This is a genomic window from Photorhabdus sp. RM96S (genome assembly GCF_042879335.1).
Taxonomy (GTDB): Bacteria; Pseudomonadota; Gammaproteobacteria; order Enterobacterales; family Enterobacteriaceae; genus Photorhabdus; species Photorhabdus kayaii.
Map to the genome: position 1 here is coordinate 1 of NZ_JBHFKT010000036.1, position 18,790 is coordinate 18,790.

Here is an 18,790-nt window from a genome sequence, read left to right on the forward strand (position 1 = left end):
GGTCGAGTCGGATGGGAACGACTTTGGGAAGGTTGGTTTCGGCTGCAAACCCTGATAGACGGCTATTTGCTGGCTAAATCAGTTGATTTGGAGATCTGATCAAGAGACAGGGTATAGACCGGGTCCAACGGCACATAGGCCCCGCCGGCTTTCAGTATTGCCAATACTCCCACGACCATTGCCGGTGAACGTGACACACAAATCGCCACTCGCTGATCGGGCACGACACCCAATGCGATAAGCTGATGGGCTAACCGGTTAGCGCGGGTATTTAATTCAGCATAACTGAGAGCCTGATCTTCATGCACTAACGCTATCGCGTCAGGGGTTTGCTCCACTTGCTGTTCAAACAATCGATGAATACACAATGTCTCAGAATAGGCGGTTTCCGTCGCATTCCAAGTTTTCAGCAACAGTGTGCGCTCCGTTTCCGGCAGAATGCTCAATGTCCGTACCGGCGTTTCCGGGGCCTGTTCCAACGCGACTGCCAAACTCTCCAGTGCCTGTTGCATATAGCCGCATACCCGTTCCGGCTCAAACGGCTGGGCAACTTGAACGGTCAATCCCAAGGATTCACCAAAATCCTCCACCGACAGCACTAACGGATAATTGGTTCGCTCCTGCGCATCAAGAAATTCAATACCGTTTACAAGTTCATCCAACGTTGCTGAAAATGCATTATGCCGATAATTCAGCAAGCTACTAAAGAGAGGGATCTCACCTTGCACGCCACTGCAACGCTGAGCCAACGCCAGTGAAGCATGTTCGTGTTCCAGTAATCCGGCCAGCCGGGTATGGGCGGCCAGTACACTCCCCCGTACCGGGGTATCATCGATGTCCAGCCGCAGAGGCAAGGTATTGATAAACAGCCCCATTCCGTTGTCAGCCCCTTCTCCCGCCGCCATGCGCCCAAACAGCACGGTGCCGAACACCACTTGCTCTTGATCGCTGGTGTGCGACAACACCTGCGCCCAAGCCAAATGACACAACGCCGCCAGACTGACCCCCAAACGCCGGGCCTGACCACGCAGACGGTCATTCAATTCTGGCGCCAGCATCCAGTGAGATTCCGTTACCTGTGAACCATCACGATGCACCTCCGTCAATCCGAATGGCAGCGTGGGTTCGTCCACCTCCGCCAACATCTCGGTAAAGAAACGGGTATGTTCCTCCTCACTCATCCCCAACCGGGCTTCAGCCACTAAATTACGGAAAGAGACCGGGGAAGTCAGGCTGTCTTCCCGTTCGGCAAGATACGCCTGAACCTCGCCATTCATCACGTCCAACGTGGTATGGTCGCCAATCAGATGATGCAACAATTGCAGTACAGTCCAACGACCATCAGTCTCCCGCGCCACCACAAACCGCATCAACGGTGCTTCGCTCAGATCAAGACTGTAACGACGAGGATTAAAACGTTGAGCCAGTTGTTCACCAATCGGCTCATCCGCCGGGTCTAAATCCAATTCAGTCACCGATAAAGGCGCCTGACGCCAGACCACCTGAGCCGGCACAGACAACTCTTGCCAGATAAAGGCGGTACGCAGAATATCGTGGCGATCAACCACCCGTTGCACCGCCACCAGATAACGGTCTAGCAGAGTCCGATCAGCGAAGACCATCTGGCCGGCTAACAAATAGGGATCGCCTTCGTTTGCCAGTAAGTGGTGGAACAAAATACCGTCCTGCAACGGCGATAGGGCATAGATATCCTGAATATTGTTCACCCCGCCCGGCACTTGCCTGACGATGCGGTCAATGTCGGCTTGAGTCAAATCAATCAGCGGCAACATTGCCGGCGTCAACGCTGTCGTTGTCGGCGTAATGACGTTAGGCGGCACGATCACAGCTTGATGCTGCCCTAACGTTTGCGCCAAGTCTGACAACTTCGGCGACTGGAACAGATCACGCGCCGTCAGTGACAATCCCAAGTGACGCAGGCGCTCAACCATCCGTATCGCGAGCAACGAATGCCCCCCTAGGGCAAAAAAGCTGTCATAGCGACTTATCTTCTCAATGCCCAGTAATTCACGCCAAATCGCCGCCAGCGCGATTTCTGTTTCTCCCTGAGGCGCGGCGTAAACTTGGTGGACAAAGGCGTCATTGTCCGGTGCCGGCAACGCTTGATGATCCAACTTACCGTTAGCCGTCAATGGAAAAGCGTCCAGCCGTACAAAAGCTGACGGCACCATATAGTCAGGCAAAATAGCATTCAGATGAGCACGCAAGTTGTTCACCAGCCCCTTATCCGCAGGTGCCGCCACATAGGCCACCAGCCGTTTCTCCTGCCCTTCGCCACGTGCCAACACCGCCGCTTCACGCACCGTTGGGTACTCGGCCAACCGGATCTCAATTTCCTCCGGTTCAATACGGAAACCACGGATCTTAACCTGCTGGTCATTACGGCCCAGGAATTCCAGATTGCCATCCGGCAGATAACGCGCCAAATCCCCGGTGCGGTACATGCGGGCATCCGGTTGATCACTGAACGGATCAACAAGGAAACGTTCGGCGGTTAATTCAGGTCGATTAAGATAACCACAGGCTACCCCATCGCCACCCACATAAATCTCTCCGGTCACCCCCAACGGCACCGGCTGACCATACTTATCCAACAGATAAACCCGCGTGTTGGCTACCGGCCGACCGATAGGAATGCGGGCGGCTCCCGATGTTAATGCAGTGATACGGTATGTGGTCGTAAAAGTGGTGCCTTCACTTGGCCCATAGCCATTTAATAGCCGTTGTGGCGGATTGGTGTTCAGTACCCGACCGATAACATGGGGATCAAGGGCATCTCCGCCGACAATCAGGAGCTTTATCTGTGGAAGAATCGGAAGCAACTCCGTTGCTAGCTGGTTAAACAATCCGACACTCAACCACAGAACGGTCATTCGCTGACCCCGTAGAGTCTGTACAAACGCCTGCGGCGTCAACAAAGTGGCGTGATCGATAACCACTAACGCGCCACCATTGAGCAATGGCGCCCAGACTTCAAACGTACTGGCATCGAACGCCGGATTAGCGGCAAAAGCTACCCGATCCTCCGGCCCAATTTCTGCATAGCCATTATTAATAACCAACCGAACCACCGCACGATGCGGCACCAAAACCCCTTTAGGTGTGCCGGTAGAACCGGAAGTGTACATAATATACGCTAACTCGGTGCTGGAACGCGGTAAGTCAAGGTTGCGGCGATCTTGCTCATGAACCGTATCTGCCTCATCCGAGAGACGAAGCAGCGGCACAGTCAAGTTAGCCGGAATATCCGCCTGCGTATCGGTAAGCAACAACTTGGCTGAACAATCACTGATCAGCCAGTTTTTCCGCTCATCCGGCACACTAGGATCTATCGGCACATAAACGGCGCCGGCTTTGAGAATCGCTAATTGGGCTACCACCAGTTCCATTGAGCGTGCTAGCAAGAGCGCAACATAATCACCGGAATACACCCCTTGTTCAATGAGCTGACGAGCCAACCGGTTAGCGCGGGCATTTAATTCGGCATAACTGAGGGTCTGTTCGTCATACACTAATGCTGTCGCGTCAGGGGTTTTCTCCACCTGTTGTTCAAACAACTGATGAATACATAACCTCTCAGGATAGACGGTTGCCGTGGCGTTCCAAGTTTCCAGCAATAACGTGCGCTCCGCCGGAGAAAGGAGATCAATTTCCCTGACCGACTGTTGAGGGTTAGCCACCATCGCTTGCAGTACCGCATGCAGATATCCCACCTGCCGTTCCATCGTCGCCAAATCAAACAGGGCGGTGGCATAATTCAACGCCCCAACTATCCTGCCCTCCTCTTCTGACAAGCCCAGTTCAAGATCAAACTTGACAACATCAACGACTTGATCGACTGGTGAGACGGCCAGCTTCGGCAGTTCCCAGTCCGTGCTTTCATTGTTTTGCCAGGCAAATATCACCTGGAACAACGGCGTATGCGCCAACCGGCGCGGCGGCTGTACAATTTCCACCACCTGTTCAAACGGTAAATCTTGATGCTCCTGGGCCGCTAATGCGGTTTGTCGAACTCGCGCCAGCAACTCAGTCACGGTCAGATCACCCGATACATCCATGCGCAATGCCAGCGTATTGACAAAGAAGCCAATCAACGGCTCCACTTCCTGACGACTACGGCCCGCGCTCGGTGTGCCAATCACCACATCGTCCTGACCTGACAAACGTGACAGAACCACCACCCAGGCTGACAACAACGTCATAAATAAGGTGACGCCCTGCTGCTCACTCAGACGTTTCAGGGCCGTTGTTAATTCCACATCCAGATCAACCAGCACGGCATCGCCGGCAAATGACTGCTCCAGCGGGCGAGGCCGATCCGTAGGCAAATCCAACAGAACCGGCGCGTCAGCCAACATGGCACGCCAATAGTCAGATTGAGCCTGAATACGCTCAACCGACAGCCACTGACGCTGCCAGGCAGCATAATCCGGGTATTGAATCGCCAACGGCGGCAAGGGATCGGGTTGTCCGTCCATAAACGCCATATAGAGCGTGTTCAGTTCCTGTATCAGCACATTGGCAGACCAGCCATCGGAAATAATGTGGTGCAAAGTCAGCAAAAACTGATATTCGTCATCGGTGATCCGGATGAGAGCCGCGCGGATAAGCGGGCCACTTTCAAGATCAAATGATGCATGAGCCTCTTCCACGCTCAAACGCTCAAGGACTCTATCAGCATCTGGAATCCTACGCAGGTCATATTGAGATAACAGTAAGCCGTTATCCGGTTCCAACAACCGCACTTGCGGCTGACCATCAATAGAGATAAAGACAGAGCGTAACGCTTCATGACGGGCAAATAAGGTATTCAGCGCTTTTTGCCAAGCCACGATATCCAGTTGTCCAGATAAACGCAGGGCCATCGGGATATGATAAGTTTCACTGACCCCCTCAAGCTGCGCCAGGAACCACAAGCGCTGTTGCGCAAATGACAACGGTAATTCCCCTTCACGGGATATCGGCAGAATGGACGGCAGGAGCGTGTCCGACTGCCCCATCCGGGCCTGCATGACCTCCGCAAAATCCCTTAATGATGGAGATTTAAACAGGGTAGTCAGCGGCAGTTCAATACCTAAAGCAGTTACCCGATTCACCACTCGCATCGCCAGTAACGAGTGACCGCCCAAGGCAAAGAAATTATCATGCCGGCTAATCTGTTCAACGCCCAGCAACTCACACCAGACAGCCGCCAGCATCGTTTCTATCTTCCCTTGCGGGGCTTCATAGATCTGACGGGCAAACGCCTCTTCCCCCGGTGCCGGCAACGCCCGACGATCCAACTTGCCATTTGGGGTCTGCGGTAAAGTCTCCAGCCGCACAAAGGCTGCCGGGACCATATAGTCAGGTAAAACCGCACTCAAATATTCACGCAAACGGGTTGCCAACCCTTCATTCGCTTCTGCCGCCACATAGGCTACCAGCCGTTTGCCCTGCTCATCTTCCCATACCAGCACTGCCGCCTCTTGCACCGCCGGGTGTTCTTCCAACCGGGTTTCAATTTCCCCTAGCTCAACCCGGAAGCCGCGAATTTTGACCTGCTGATCGTTACGACCCAGAAACTCCAAGTCGCCATCCGGCAAATAGCGGGCCAAATCCCCAGTAACATACATCCGTGCGCCGGGTTCTGAACTAAAAGGATCGGGTATAAAACGTTCCGCGCTCAATTCCGGCAGGTTAAGGTAGCCTCGCGCCACACCCACGCCGCCAATATACATTTCGCCAACGCCGCCTAACGGGACTAACTGACCGTATTTATCCAACAGGTAAACGCAGGTATTTTTAAGCGGTCGGCCGATAGAGCAATCATCGGCTGGGGATAAAACCTCCTTACAAGTCGCCGTTACGGTATTTTCCGTCGGCCCATAGGCGTTCAACAGTCGGGGCCGGTGGACTTCCCGTACAAACCAATCCTGAATGGCGCTCTTCTTAACCGCCTCTCCACCAATGATAATGAGTCGGAGACAATCCGGTAGCGGTAATGCCTTGTTGTCTCTGGCAATCAGTTCGGACCAGAATAATGCCGGCAGAGACATCACTGTGATACGGTGCTGCCAGGCTAAGCCAATAAACGCCGACATAGACGCCAGCCAACTGTCATCACGCATGACCAACGTGGCGCCATTGCATAATGTCGAGAAACATTCCTCCACTGAAACGTCAAATGCAAAAGAAGCAAATTGCAACATCCGATCTTGCGCCGTCACCGTATAGGTCTCATTAAAGCCCAAATGACGCTGATACACCGCCTGATGTTCCACCATCACCCCTTTCGGCTGCCCGGTTGAGCCGGAGGTATAGATGATGTAAATCAGGTGTTGTGGCGTCAACGCAGCTACCTGCGGATTGTAGTCCGACTGGTCTGGCAAGGTATTCGGATCAAATACCGTCAGCCCGCTCAACGCTTCATCACCTAATGTCGCCCGTCCAGTCGCATCAGCCAACACCACTGACGGCGTTGTATCATTCAGGATATACGCCAAACGTTCTAACGGATAGGTTGGGTCCAGCGGCACATAGGCGCCACCGGCTTTCAATACCGCCAACAGCGCTACCACCATGACCGGTGAACGCGACACACAAATCGCCACCGGCTGGTCAGGTACGACACCCAATGCGATAAGCTGATGGGCCAACCGGTTAGCGCGGGCATTTAATTCGGCATAACTGAGGGTTTGCTCCTGATACACCAGCGCCGTGGCCTTTGGAGTTTTCTCCACCTGTTGTTCAAACAGTTGGTGAATGCATAACGCCTCAGGATAGGCGGTTTCCGCCGCGTTCCAAGTTTCCAGCAATAGCTTGCGCTCCGCTGGGGCTAGGATATCAATTTCCCCGATCGGCTGTTGAGGGTTAACCGCCATCGCTTGCAGCACCGCATACAGATATCCCACTTGCCGTTCCATTGTTGCCGGATCAAACAGGGCGGTAGCATAACTCAGCTCCCCAACAATCCTGCCCTCCTCCTCCGACAAGCCCAGTTCAAGATCAAACTTGACAATATCAACGGCTTGATCGACCGGTGAGACGGCCAGCCCCGGTAATCCCCATTCTGAGTTCTCATTGTTCTGCCAGGCAAACATCACCTGGAACAACGGGGTATGCGCCAACCGGCGTGGTGGTTGCACGATTTCCACCACCTGTTCAAACGGTAAATCCTGATGCTCCTGCGCCGTCAATGCGGTTTGTCGGACTCGCGCCAGCAATTCACTCACCGTCAGCTCACCCGATAAATCCATGCGCAACGCCAGCGTATTGACAAAGAAGCCAATCAACGGCTCCACTTCCCGACGACCACGGCCCGCGCTTGGCGTGCCAATCACCACATCGTCCTGACCTGACAAACGTGACAGAACCACGGACCAGGCTGACAACAGCGTCATGAATAAGGTGACGCCCTGCTGCTCACTCAGGCGCTTAAGGGCTGCCGTTAATTCCACATCCAGGTTAACCGGCACGGCATCGCCGGCAAACGACTGTTCCGGCGGGCGAGGCCGATCAGTGGGCAAATCCAGCAGAACCGGCGCGTCAGCCAGCATTGCACGCCAATAGTCGGATTGAATATGAACCCTTTCAGCCGACAGCCACTGACGCTGCCAGGCGGCATAATCCGGGTATTGAATCGCCAATGACGGTAACGAAGCCGGTTGCCCGGCTATAAACGCGGTATAGAGCGTGCTCAGTTCCTGCATCAATATATCGGCAGACCAGCCATCGGAAATAATATGATGCTGCGTCAGTAAAAATTGATATTCGTCATCGGTGATCCGGATGAGAGCAGCGCGAATAAGCGGGCCACTTTCGAAGTCAAATGACGCGTGGGCCTCCTCCGTGCTCAGGCGCTCAAGGACTTCATCAGCATCCGAAACGCCGCGCAGGTCATATTGAGATAACAGTAAGCCACTATCCGGTTCCAACAGCCGCACTTGTGGCTGACCATCAATAGAGATAAAGACAGAACGCAATGCTTCATGACGGGCAAACAAGGTATCCAGCGCCTTTTGCCAGGCCGCGATATCCAATTGACCAGACAAGCGCAGGGCCATCGGGATATGATAAGTTTCACTGACCCCATCAAGCTGCGCCAGGAACCACAAGCGCTGTTGCGCAAATGACAGCGGTAACGTCTCCTCGCGGGATATCGGCAAAATATTATCCGGTTGACCAGACCGAGTCTGCATAGCCTCAGCAAATACCCTCAATGAAGGGGACTTAAACAGGGTAGTCAGCGGCAGTTCGACGCCTAAAGCGGCTACCCGGTTCATTACCCGCACCGCCAGCAACGAATGGCCGCCCAAGGCAAAGAAATTGTCATGCCGGCTGATCTGTTCAACACCCAGAACTTCACGCCAAATCGCCGCCAGAGCCATTTCCATTTCTCCCTGAGGCGCTTCATAAACCTGACGGGCCACGGCTTCATTGTCTGGCGCCGGCAGCGCTTGACGATCCAGTTTACCGTTCGGCGTTAATGGCAATGCATCCAGCCGTACAAAGGCCGTCGGCACCATGTAATCAGGCAACTGAGCGCCCAGATGTTCACGTAAGCTATTAATCAACCCTTCATGAGCTTCCGCCACCACATAGGCCACCAGCCGTTTTTCCTGCCCGTCACCTTGTGCCAATACCACAGATTCACTCACCGCCGGATGTTCCAACAACCGGGCCTCAATTTCCCCCGGTTCAATGCGGAAACCGCGAATTTTAACCTGCTGGTCGTTACGGCCCAGAAATTCCAGATTGCCGTCCGGCAGGTAACGGGCTAAATCCCCGGTGCGGTACATGCGGGCATCCGGTTTATCACTAAACGGATCGATAAGGAAACGTTCCGCCGTCAAGTCAGGGCGATTGAGGTAGCCACGCGTCACGCCCGCTCCCCCAATATAAATTTCCCCCACCACGCCCAACGGCACCGGTTGACCATACTCGTCCAGTAAGTAAAGGCTGGTGTTGGCTATCGGACGCCCGATACTTTCAATAATCCGGTCACCTCGCTGTATCGGCAACCAGGCAGAATAGGTTGTCGTTTCAGAAGGCCCATAGAGATTGCATAGCCGCTCTATTTGTGTTTCCTGGAAAATCTGTTTAATTAAAGCGCCTTTAAGCGGCTCTCCCGCCAGATTGACAGTATGGACCGACGCCATCAGCGCCTGAGCTTGCAATAACGGTTTCATCGCAGACGGCACGGAGTTGATCAAGGTCACCGGCAGGGCATGCTGCATCAATGACAGCGCATCTTCCACCAGATAAATCGCCGCGCCACGGGACAACGGCATAAAACATTCGAAAATGGACAGGTCGAAATTCATCGACGTTGAGAAAAGCACCTCGCGGATCGCTTCCGTTTCAAAAGCCTGCTGTGCCCAGTGCAGGAAGTTAACCGTATTACGGTGCTCAATCATCACCCCTTTGGGTACTCCCGTGGAACCGGAGGTATAAATCACATAGGCCAGATGCCGCGAAGTCAGCGCAGATACCTGTGGGTTACTGTCCGGCTGTTCAGGCAAGGTATTCGGGTCCAGCACCACGAGTCCGGTCAGCGCTTCCTCGCCCAGTGCAACCCAGCCAGCCTTATCCGCCAGCACCACAGCTGGGGCAGCATCATGCAAAATATGCGCCAGACGCGCGCCGGGATAAGCCGGGTCTAGCGGCACATACGCCCCGCCCGCTTTCATGACCGCCAGCAATCCCACCACCATCGCCGGTGAACGTGACACGCAAATCGCCACTCGCTGGTCAGGGACAACACCGAGTGCAATCAACTGATGAGCCAGCCGGTTAGCGTGGGCGTTTAATTCGCCATAACTGAAGGTCTGCTCTTCATACACTAACGCTGTCGCGTCAGGGGTTTGCTCCACCTGTTGTTCAAATAATTGATGAATGCACAACTGGTCAGGATAAGCGGCTTCCGTGGCATTCCAAGTTGTTAACAACAAGGTACGCTCCGCTTCCGGCAGAATTTCCAACTGTCGTACCGGCATTTGCGGGGCCTGTTCCAGCGCTGTCACCAAACTCTCTAGCGCTTGCTGCATATAACCGCACAAGCTTTCCGGCTCAAACGGCTGCACTACTTGAGCCGTCAGCCCCAGAGCATCACCAAAATCTTCTACCGATAGCATTAACGGATAGTTGGTCCGCTCCTGTGCGCCAAGAAACTCAATACCGTTCATCAAATCATCTGACGTTACCGGCAAAGTATTGTGCCGATAGTTCAGCAAGCTGTTAAAGAGGGGGATCTCACCCTGCACGCCGCTGCAACGCTGGGCCAGCGCCAGTGATGCGTGTTCATGCGCCAATAATCCGGCCAATCGGGTATGGGCAACCTGCACACTCTCCCGTACCGGGGTCTCATCCATATCCAACCGTAACGGCAAGGTATTGATAAACAGCCCCATGCCATTGTCAGCCCCGTCTCCCGCCGCCATACGCCCAAACAGCACCGTGCCGAACACCACTTGATCTTGCCCACTGGTACGCGACAACACCTGTGCCCAAGCCAGATGACACAAGGTCGCCAGACTAACACTCAAGCGTCGGGCCTGACCGCGCAAACGGTTATTTAGCTCAGGCGCCAGCATCCGGTGAGATTCAGCCACCTGCGAGCCATCACGATGCACTTCCGTCAACCCGAACGGTAACGTGGGTTCATCCACCCCGGCTAACATGTCAGTAAAGAAACGGGTATGTTCCTCCTGACTCATCCCCAACCGGGCCTGCGCCACCAGATTACGGAAAGGCGCCGGTGTAGGCAGGCTCTCCTCCTGACCTGCCAGATACGCCTGCACTTCACGGTGCATCACTTCCATCGTTTCATGGTCGCCAATCAGGTGATGCAGCAGTTGCAACAGAATCCAACGGCCATCAGTTTCTTGTGCCACCACAAAACGTAATAGCGGTGCTTCCCTCAAATCAATACGATGCGGTCAATATCAGCCTGAGTCAAATCAATCAGCGGCAACATTGCCGGCGTCAACTCTGTGGTTGCTGGCATAATGACGTTAGGCGGCACTTTCACAGCCTGATGCTGTCCTAATGTTTGCGCCAGATCTGACAGCACCGGCGACTGGAACAGATCACGCGCCGTCAGTGTCAATCCCAAGTGACGCAAGCGTCCAATCATGCGTACAGCGAGCAACGAATGACCACCCAAGGCAAAAAAGCTGTCATACCGACTTATTTGCTCAATGCCCAATAATTCACGCCAAATCGCCGCCAGCGCTATTTCTGTTTCTCCCTGGGGCTCAGCGTAAACCTGACGGGCAACAATTTCATTGTCCGGCGCCGGTAACGCCCGATGATCCAACTTACCGTTTGGCGTCAACGGAAAAGCATCCATCCGCACAAAGGCCGTTGGCACCATATAGTCAGGTAAAATAGTACTCAGGTGAGTATGCAGGCTGTCCACCAGCCCGTTATCCTCTGATTCCACCACATAGGCCACCAGCCGTTTATTCTGACCTTCCCCCTGTACCAACACCGCCACTTCACGCACCGTTGGGTGATCGGCTAACCGGGCCTCAATTTCCTTTGGTTCAATGCGGAAACCGCGGATTTTAACCTGCTGATCATTACGGCCCAAGAACTCCAGATTGCCGTCCGGCAGATAACGCGCCAAATCTCCGGTGCGGTACATACGGGCATCCGGGTTATCACTGAACGGATCGACAAGGAAACACTCGGCGGTCAATTCAGGCCGATTAAGATAACCACAAGCCACCCCATCTCCACCTACATAAATCTCTCCGACCACCCCCAGCGGCACCGGCTGACCATAAGTATCCAATAGATAAACCCGCGTGTTGGCTACCGGTCGGCCAATCGGGATGTTGGTCGCTCCCGGTGCGACTGCATTGATACGGTATGTGGTCGTAAAGGTGGTGCCTTCACTCGGCCCATAACCATTTAATAGCTGCTGTGGCGGACTGGTGCGCAATACCTGACCGATGACATGCGGATCAAGGGCATCTCCGCCGACAATCAGGAGCCTTATCTGCGGCAAAACAGGAGACAATTCCTCTGCTAGCTGGTTGAACAATCCGACGCTCAACCACAGAACAGTAATTCGCTGAACTTGTAAAACCTGTACAAATTCTGGCGGCGTCAGCAAAGTGGCGTGATCAACAACCACTAACGCGCCACCATTAAGCAACGGCGCCCAGACTTCAAACGTGCTGGCATCGAAAGCCGGGTTAGCGGCAAAGGCCACTCGGTCATCGGGTTCGATTTCAGCATAGCCATTGTTGATCACCAGCCGGACCACCGCACGATGCGGCACCAATACGCCTTTAGGTATCCCGGTAGAGCCAGAGGTGTACATGATATACGCTAACTCAGTGCTGGAACGCGGTAAGTCAAGGTTAAGGCGATCTTCCTCGTTGTCCGTATCTGTCTCATCTGAGAGACGAAACAGCGGCACAGCCATATCCGCCGGAATATCCACCCGCGTATCGGTGAGCAGTAACTTGGCTGCACAATCACTTATTAGCCAGTTTTTCCGCTCATCCGGCACATTGGGATCTATCGGCACGTAAACAGCGCCGGCTTTAAGAATTGCCAACTGGGCCATCACCAGTTCTACTGATCGAGCGAGCAAAAGCGCGACATGATCACCGGGACATACCCCTTGTTCGATGAGCTGACGAGCCAACCGGTTAGCGCGGGCATTTAATTCGTCATAACTGAGGGTCTGTTCTTCATACACTAATGCTATCGCATCAGGCGTTTTCTCCACCTGCTGTTCAAACAACTGATGAATACATAACGCTTCAGGATAGGCGGTTTCTGTGGCGTTCCAAGTTTTTAACAACAACGTATGTTCCGCTTCCGGCAGGATTTCCAATGCCCGAACAGCCATATCCGGGGCTTGCTCAAGGGCCTCCACCAGACTTTCCAGCGTCTGTTGCATATAGCCGCATACCCGTTCCGATTCAAACGGTTGCACGACCTGCGCGGTCAGTCCCAGTGCATCGCCAAAATCCTCCACCGACAGCACTAACGGGTAGTTAGTTCGCTCCTGTATGCCAAGGAATTCAATACCGCCAATCAGTTCATCTGATGCTGCCGATAAAGCATTATGCCGATAGTTCAGCAGGGCACTAAAGAGTGGCGTACCGCTGGCAACCCCGCTGCACCGCTGAGCCAGCGCCAATGACGCATGCTCATGCGCTAATAATCCGGCCAATCGGGCATGGGCAGCCTGTACACTTGCCCGTACCGGGGTTTCATCGATATCCAACCGCAATGGCAAGGTATTAATAAATAACCCCATGCCGTTGTCGGCGCCATCTGCTGCCTGCATACGCCCAAACAGCACGGTGCCGAACACCACTTGTTCCTGACCACTGGTACGCGACAACACCTGTGCCCAAGCCAAATGACACAATGCCGCCAGACTGACCCCTAAACGCCGAGCCTGACCACGCAGACGGGTATTCAACTCAGGTGCCAACATCCGGTGGGATTCCGTCACCTGTGAGCCGTCGCGGTGCACCTCTGTCAACCCAAATGGCAGCGTCGGTTCATCAACGTCTGCCAGCATCTCGGTAAAGAAGCGAGTATGTTCCTCCTGACTCACCCCCAGTCGGGCCTGAGCCACCAGATTGCGGAAAGGTACCGGAACAGGCAGGCCCTCCTCCTGACCCATTAGATATGTCTGGACTTCGCGGTGCATCACTTCCATCGTTTCATGGTCGCCAATCAGGTGATGCAGCAATTGCAGCAGTATCCAACGGCCATCGGTTTCCTGCGCCACCACAAAACGCAATAACGGCGCTTCGTTCAGGTCGAGACGATGATGACGCGGATCAAACTGCCGGATTAACTGCTCACTGACCGGACCATCAACCGGGTTTAATGTCAGTTCAGTCACCGATAAAGTGGCCTGACGCCAGACCACCTGTGCCGGCACTGACAATCCTTGCCAGATAAAAGCGGTACGCAGGATATCGTGGCGATCAACCACCTGTTGAACCACCGCCAGATAACGATCCAACAGCGCCCGATCAGCAAAGGCCATCAGTCCTGTCAACAGATATGGGTCGCCTTCGTTTGCCAGTAAGTGGTGGAACAAAATACCGTCCTGCAACGGCGACAGAGCATAGATATCCTGAATATTAGCGATCCCGCTCGGCACCTGCCCGACGATGCGGTCAATGTCAGCCTGAGTCAAATCAATCAGCGGCAACATCGCCGGAGTCAGGGCCGTAGTTGCTGGCGTAATAACGTTAGGCGGTACGATCACAGCCTGATGCTGTCCCAACGTTTGAGCCAGATCTGACAGCACCGGCGATTGGAACAGATCACGCGCCGTCAGTGTCAATCCCAAGTGACGCAGGCGTTCAACCACCCGTATCGCGAGTAGCGAATGACCACCCAGAGCAAAAAAGCTGTCATACCGGCTTATCTGCTCAATTCCCAGTAATTCACGCCAAATCGCCGCCAGCGCAATTTCTGTTTCTCCCTGAGGCGCTTCGTAAGTCTGACGGGCAAAGGCTTCACTGTCAGGCGCCGGTAGTGCACGACGATCCAATTTACCGTTCGGCGTTAACGGAAACGCATCCAGCCGCACAAAGGCTGACGGCACCATATAGTCAGGCAAAATAGCTTGCAGATGAGCACGCAGACTGTTCGCCAGCCCGTCATGGGCTTCCGCCACCACATAGGCCACCAGCCGTTTATCCTGCCCTTCCCCTCGTACCAACACCACCGCTTCACGCACCGCTGGGTGCTCTGCTAACCGGGCTTCAATTTCCCCCAGTTCAACGCGGAAGCCGCGGATTTTAACCTGCTGATCGTTTCGGCCCAAGAATTCCAGATTGCCGTCGGGCAGATAACGCGCCAAATCTCCAGTACGGTACAGGCGAGCATCCGGGTTATCACTGAACGGATCGGTAAGGAAATGCTCGGCGGTCAATTCAGGCCGATTAAGATAACCACAGGCCACCCCATCTCCACCCACATAAATCTCTCCGACCCCCCCTAACGGCACCGGCTGACCATAGGCATCCAGCAGATAAACCCGCGTGTTGGCTACCGGTCGACCGATCGGGATATTGGTCGCTCCCGGTGCGACTGCATTGATTCGATATGTTGCCGTAAAGGTGGTGCCTTCACTTGGCCCATAGCCATTTAATAGCTGTTGCGGCGGACTGGTGTTCAGTACCTGACCGATAACATGGGGATCAAGGGCATCTCCGCCGACAATCAGAAGCTTTATCTGCGGCAAAACCGGTGACAGTTCTGCTGCCAGCCGGTTAAACAACCCGACACTCAACCACAAAATCGTTATTTGCTGAATTTGTAAAGCTTGTACAAACGCCTGCGGCGTCAGCAAAGTGGCGTGATCAACAACCACTAATGCGCCACCATTCAGCAACGGCGCCCAGACTTCAAACGTGCTGGCATCAAACGCCGGATTAGCGGCAAAAACCACCCGATCATCTGGTCCGATTTCAGCATAGCCATTATTGATAACCAGCCGGACTACCGCACGATGCGGCACCAAAACTCCTTTGGGTGTCCCGGTAGAACCGGAGGTGTACATGATATACGCTAACTCGGCGCTGGAACGCGGTAAGTCAGGATTGATGCGATCTTCTTCGCCGCCCGAGTCTGTCTCATCCGAGAGACGAAGCAGCGGCACAGCCAGGTTAGTCGGAATATCCGCCTGTGTATCGGCGAGCAGCAATTTGGCGGAACAATCACTTATCAACCAGTTTTTCCGTTCATCCGGCACACTGGGATCTATCGGCACGTAAACAGCACCGGCTTTGAGAATCGCCAATTGTGCCACGACCAGTTCCATCGAACGCGCTAGCAGAAACGCAACATGATCACCGGGACACACCCCCAGTTCAATGAGCTGACGAGCTAACCGATTGGCGCGGGTATTCAGTTCCATATAACTGAAAGTTTTATCTCCCGCTATCAGTGCCATTGCCTCTGGGGTTTTCTCCACCTGTTGTTCAAACAACTGATGAATGCATAACGCCTCAGGATACGTGGTTTTAGTAACGTTCCAGGTCTCCAGCAACAACCTACGTTCAGCCTCAGGCAACAAATTAAGCTGCCCCACGGGGGTTTCATCACTCATCCTTTTTGATGACGCCAGCACCTGCAAATGTTCATTCATCCGCAGAATAACTTCTTGGCTCAGGCGATTTTCATCATAGATCCAACGAAAACCGCCCTGCGAATTTATCTGGAACGTCAATAATTCGCCGGCTACCGTCTGATCACAGGGTTTGTCATCCTGTATCACAGAAATGGCGATCTGCCACGGTCGGCTTGTTCTTAATGCCGGGATAGACCGCAGTGAAGGAGAACGGGAAAGAAGATCACGACTAAATGTGCGGTGCCGCGCCAATCGGACAAGCTCGTTATCAATCCAGTCAGCTGCCACAGACCACGGCTTATCAAACGCCACCTCAACAACCATCGGCACCACCGATGACAACCCGGTCAATATATTTGGTTTATCTTCTGCCCCATCCACACACCAGCCGATTTGGAGTTCAGTCTGCTGAGTCAAGCGCGCAAGATAGATAACGAATACCTGCAACAGTGTCTGTAATGGATCTTCTCCAGCATTTTTTAGCCATGGAGGCTGCCAAGGGCTGATTCCCCATCGGGGTTCTGCTTGTTTCCCCATCATTTCAAAAGGCAACTGGAGTGGTTGCAACGAGGCAAGACGCTCATACCAAAATGGTTCACTGGGTGCGAGTGTTTGAAGGGTATTTTTTACATTCTGCGCTTGTTGTGAGGAGAGCAAAGGAAGCTGTTTGCCTGGCCTAAGTTCCGATATATCGGCAAGTTCTCTGGCAGACAACAAATGACCTTCAAGGGTGGCGAATCCCCCAATCTGCACATCCTCACTACCAGTCGTCACCTGCCAGGCATCCTCCTCCACACTAATCAACGTACCGGGTCCCCCCTCAGAGCACGTGTTCAACCGCTGAAGCCAGGAAATTTGTACCGGGCCCTGCCTCAGTAACAGTTTCGGGCAACCCAATGGATTTAAATAATTCTCCCCAAAATCTAATGCCCGCACTAAAGCTGACAGAACTTCTCCCGACTGCTCCCAACATAAATATCCCCCCCAGTCGGGGCGACGTGACTGAGCATAAAAACTCCGTTGCGAAAGATCCTGAAGGTAAGTCACCAGTGCGTCGCGCCCCAGATTCTTCAGTAGTTCAACAAATCCTTTCTGAGCAGCTTGGTAACATTTCAGATTCAACGAGAAAGCATTATCCTGTTCTTCAATCGATACCGGCCATTGCACGGCAATATCGCCGACATCCACACCGCCTTCAATACAGTGCCAGGAGATAGCGTAATGTGTTTCCCTCGCTAACAACGCCCAAGAGGTTGCATGACTGCCCGCATAGCGTGGCAGGGGACTATTATGATAATTAAAAGCCCCGCCACGAATTTGTTCAATGAGCGACATCGGCAGGATGATTGGGTTGACGATTGAGAAAAGCCAATCGACAGGCTGTAATGTGATTTGTTCCTGTAATGCATCAACCGAGTTCACACAAGCAATCCCTTGCTGGGCAGCCCACGTTTGTAGAACAGTATCAGTAGGTAGCACTGCTTGTATGGTATGTCCAGCCGCCAGAATTTGCTCGGCGCAAAACACCGCCAGGGTTGTTCCTCCTACCACAACACATTCTCGTGATGGAATCGATGTATCATACTTATTATGAGTTATATTTTCACATGACATCTGAGAGAGGACTTCGTCTTTAAGAACATTTCCATCTGTAGCAATGTTACCTTTCATCTATTACCTCAACGAATTTGTTAGAAATTTGAAAACTGTCATACCCGACAGCCATCACCAATATTTCTTTCTTACTTCTTACCCCAAAAAAAATAAATACGGACGTATCCAACATCAATTCAAAATATTAAAAAACCGTGCCATCGCTCGATTAACAATGACCAATTAGTCATTTTTTATGCTAATTCCCCTAATAACCGAACAAATAATCAATCTTAATTAAAAAAAATAAAACACCCTATCCTTGTTCCTATTAAGGACATTATTATATTCAATTACCGTAAAGAAACATTACAACGTACAATTAATATCACCACATATTATTTCACAATAATAAAATAATGTGACATATATAATAATTAACCCAATAAGATATTGATTGTAACGAGATGTATTCAAATTAGATCGTTTTGTGATGTTATTTTTCTGACGCCAAGCGATATTTACCAACACCTGGTGCAAACTGGGATAAAGCTTAATATTATTCAATTACATACTCCTCCCAACATATATCCGTCATCTTTCAAGTTGCCTCTTTGTTGGCTGCACTCACCCCGGTCACATAGTTCTCTATGCTCCCGGGGATTCGCTCCCTTGCCGTCGCGATGCATCTTGAAATCCATAGGGTATATACCCGTCATCTTTCAAGCTGCCTCTTTAGTTGGCTGCACTCACTCACCCCGGTCACATCGTTATCTATGCTCCCGGGGATTCGTTCCCTTGCCGTCGCGATGCAACTTGAAATCCATAGAGTATAAACAATTACCTCTAAACAATTACCCCTAATAAGTAAGGCTTTTAATTATCACAAGCCTTTAAAATAAACTCAATATATTCTAAAGCGAGCTCATGAAATTAAGGCTAATTAAATTAGCCTATATCACCACCCAAAAACACATTACCATGATCACATCTTCAATTATCTTCTCATAATTATCTATTACAATAAATATTCCCAATAATAATGGCAAAATTAAAAATATAATTTTGATA

At 52.5% G+C, this 18,790-nt stretch carries 3 protein-coding genes; all 3 read right to left on the reverse strand.

What is annotated here, in order from left to right; genetic code table 11:
- Positions 1 to 62: 62 nt before the first annotated feature.
- The 3 genes from ACGF49_RS18790 to ACGF49_RS18800 all read right to left on the reverse strand — a co-directional run bounded on the left by ACGF49_RS18790 (position 63) and on the right by ACGF49_RS18800 (position 18,438).
- The gene (locus tag ACGF49_RS18790; RefSeq protein ID WP_387492256.1) at positions 63 to 10,892 is read right to left on the reverse strand and encodes an amino acid adenylation domain-containing protein; all 10,830 of its coding nucleotides are present in this window, start codon (positions 10,890 to 10,892) and stop codon (positions 63 to 65) included.
- A 26-nt stretch (positions 10,893 to 10,918) separates the two neighbouring features.
- The gene (locus ACGF49_RS18795; protein ID WP_334223449.1) at positions 10,919 to 17,797 is read right to left on the reverse strand and encodes an amino acid adenylation domain-containing protein; all 6,879 of its coding nucleotides are present in this window, start codon (positions 17,795 to 17,797) and stop codon (positions 10,919 to 10,921) included.
- A gap of 485 nt (positions 17,798 to 18,282) precedes the next feature.
- Positions 18,283 to 18,438: a hypothetical protein gene (locus tag ACGF49_RS18800; protein WP_271859555.1), complete on the reverse strand. Its 156-nt coding sequence runs from the start codon at positions 18,436 to 18,438 to the stop codon at positions 18,283 to 18,285.
- Positions 18,439 to 18,790: the final 352 nt, after the last annotated feature.

Bases quoted from the DNA above. Each gene is read 5' to 3' on its own strand.
- ACGF49_RS18795 (WP_334223449.1), bottom strand. From the start codon at position 17,797: ATGAAAGGTAACATTGCTACAGATGGAAATGTTCTTAAAGACGAAGTC.
- ACGF49_RS18800 (WP_271859555.1), bottom strand. From the start codon at position 18,438: ATGACGGGTATATACCCTATGGATTTCAAGATGCATCGCGACGGCAAG.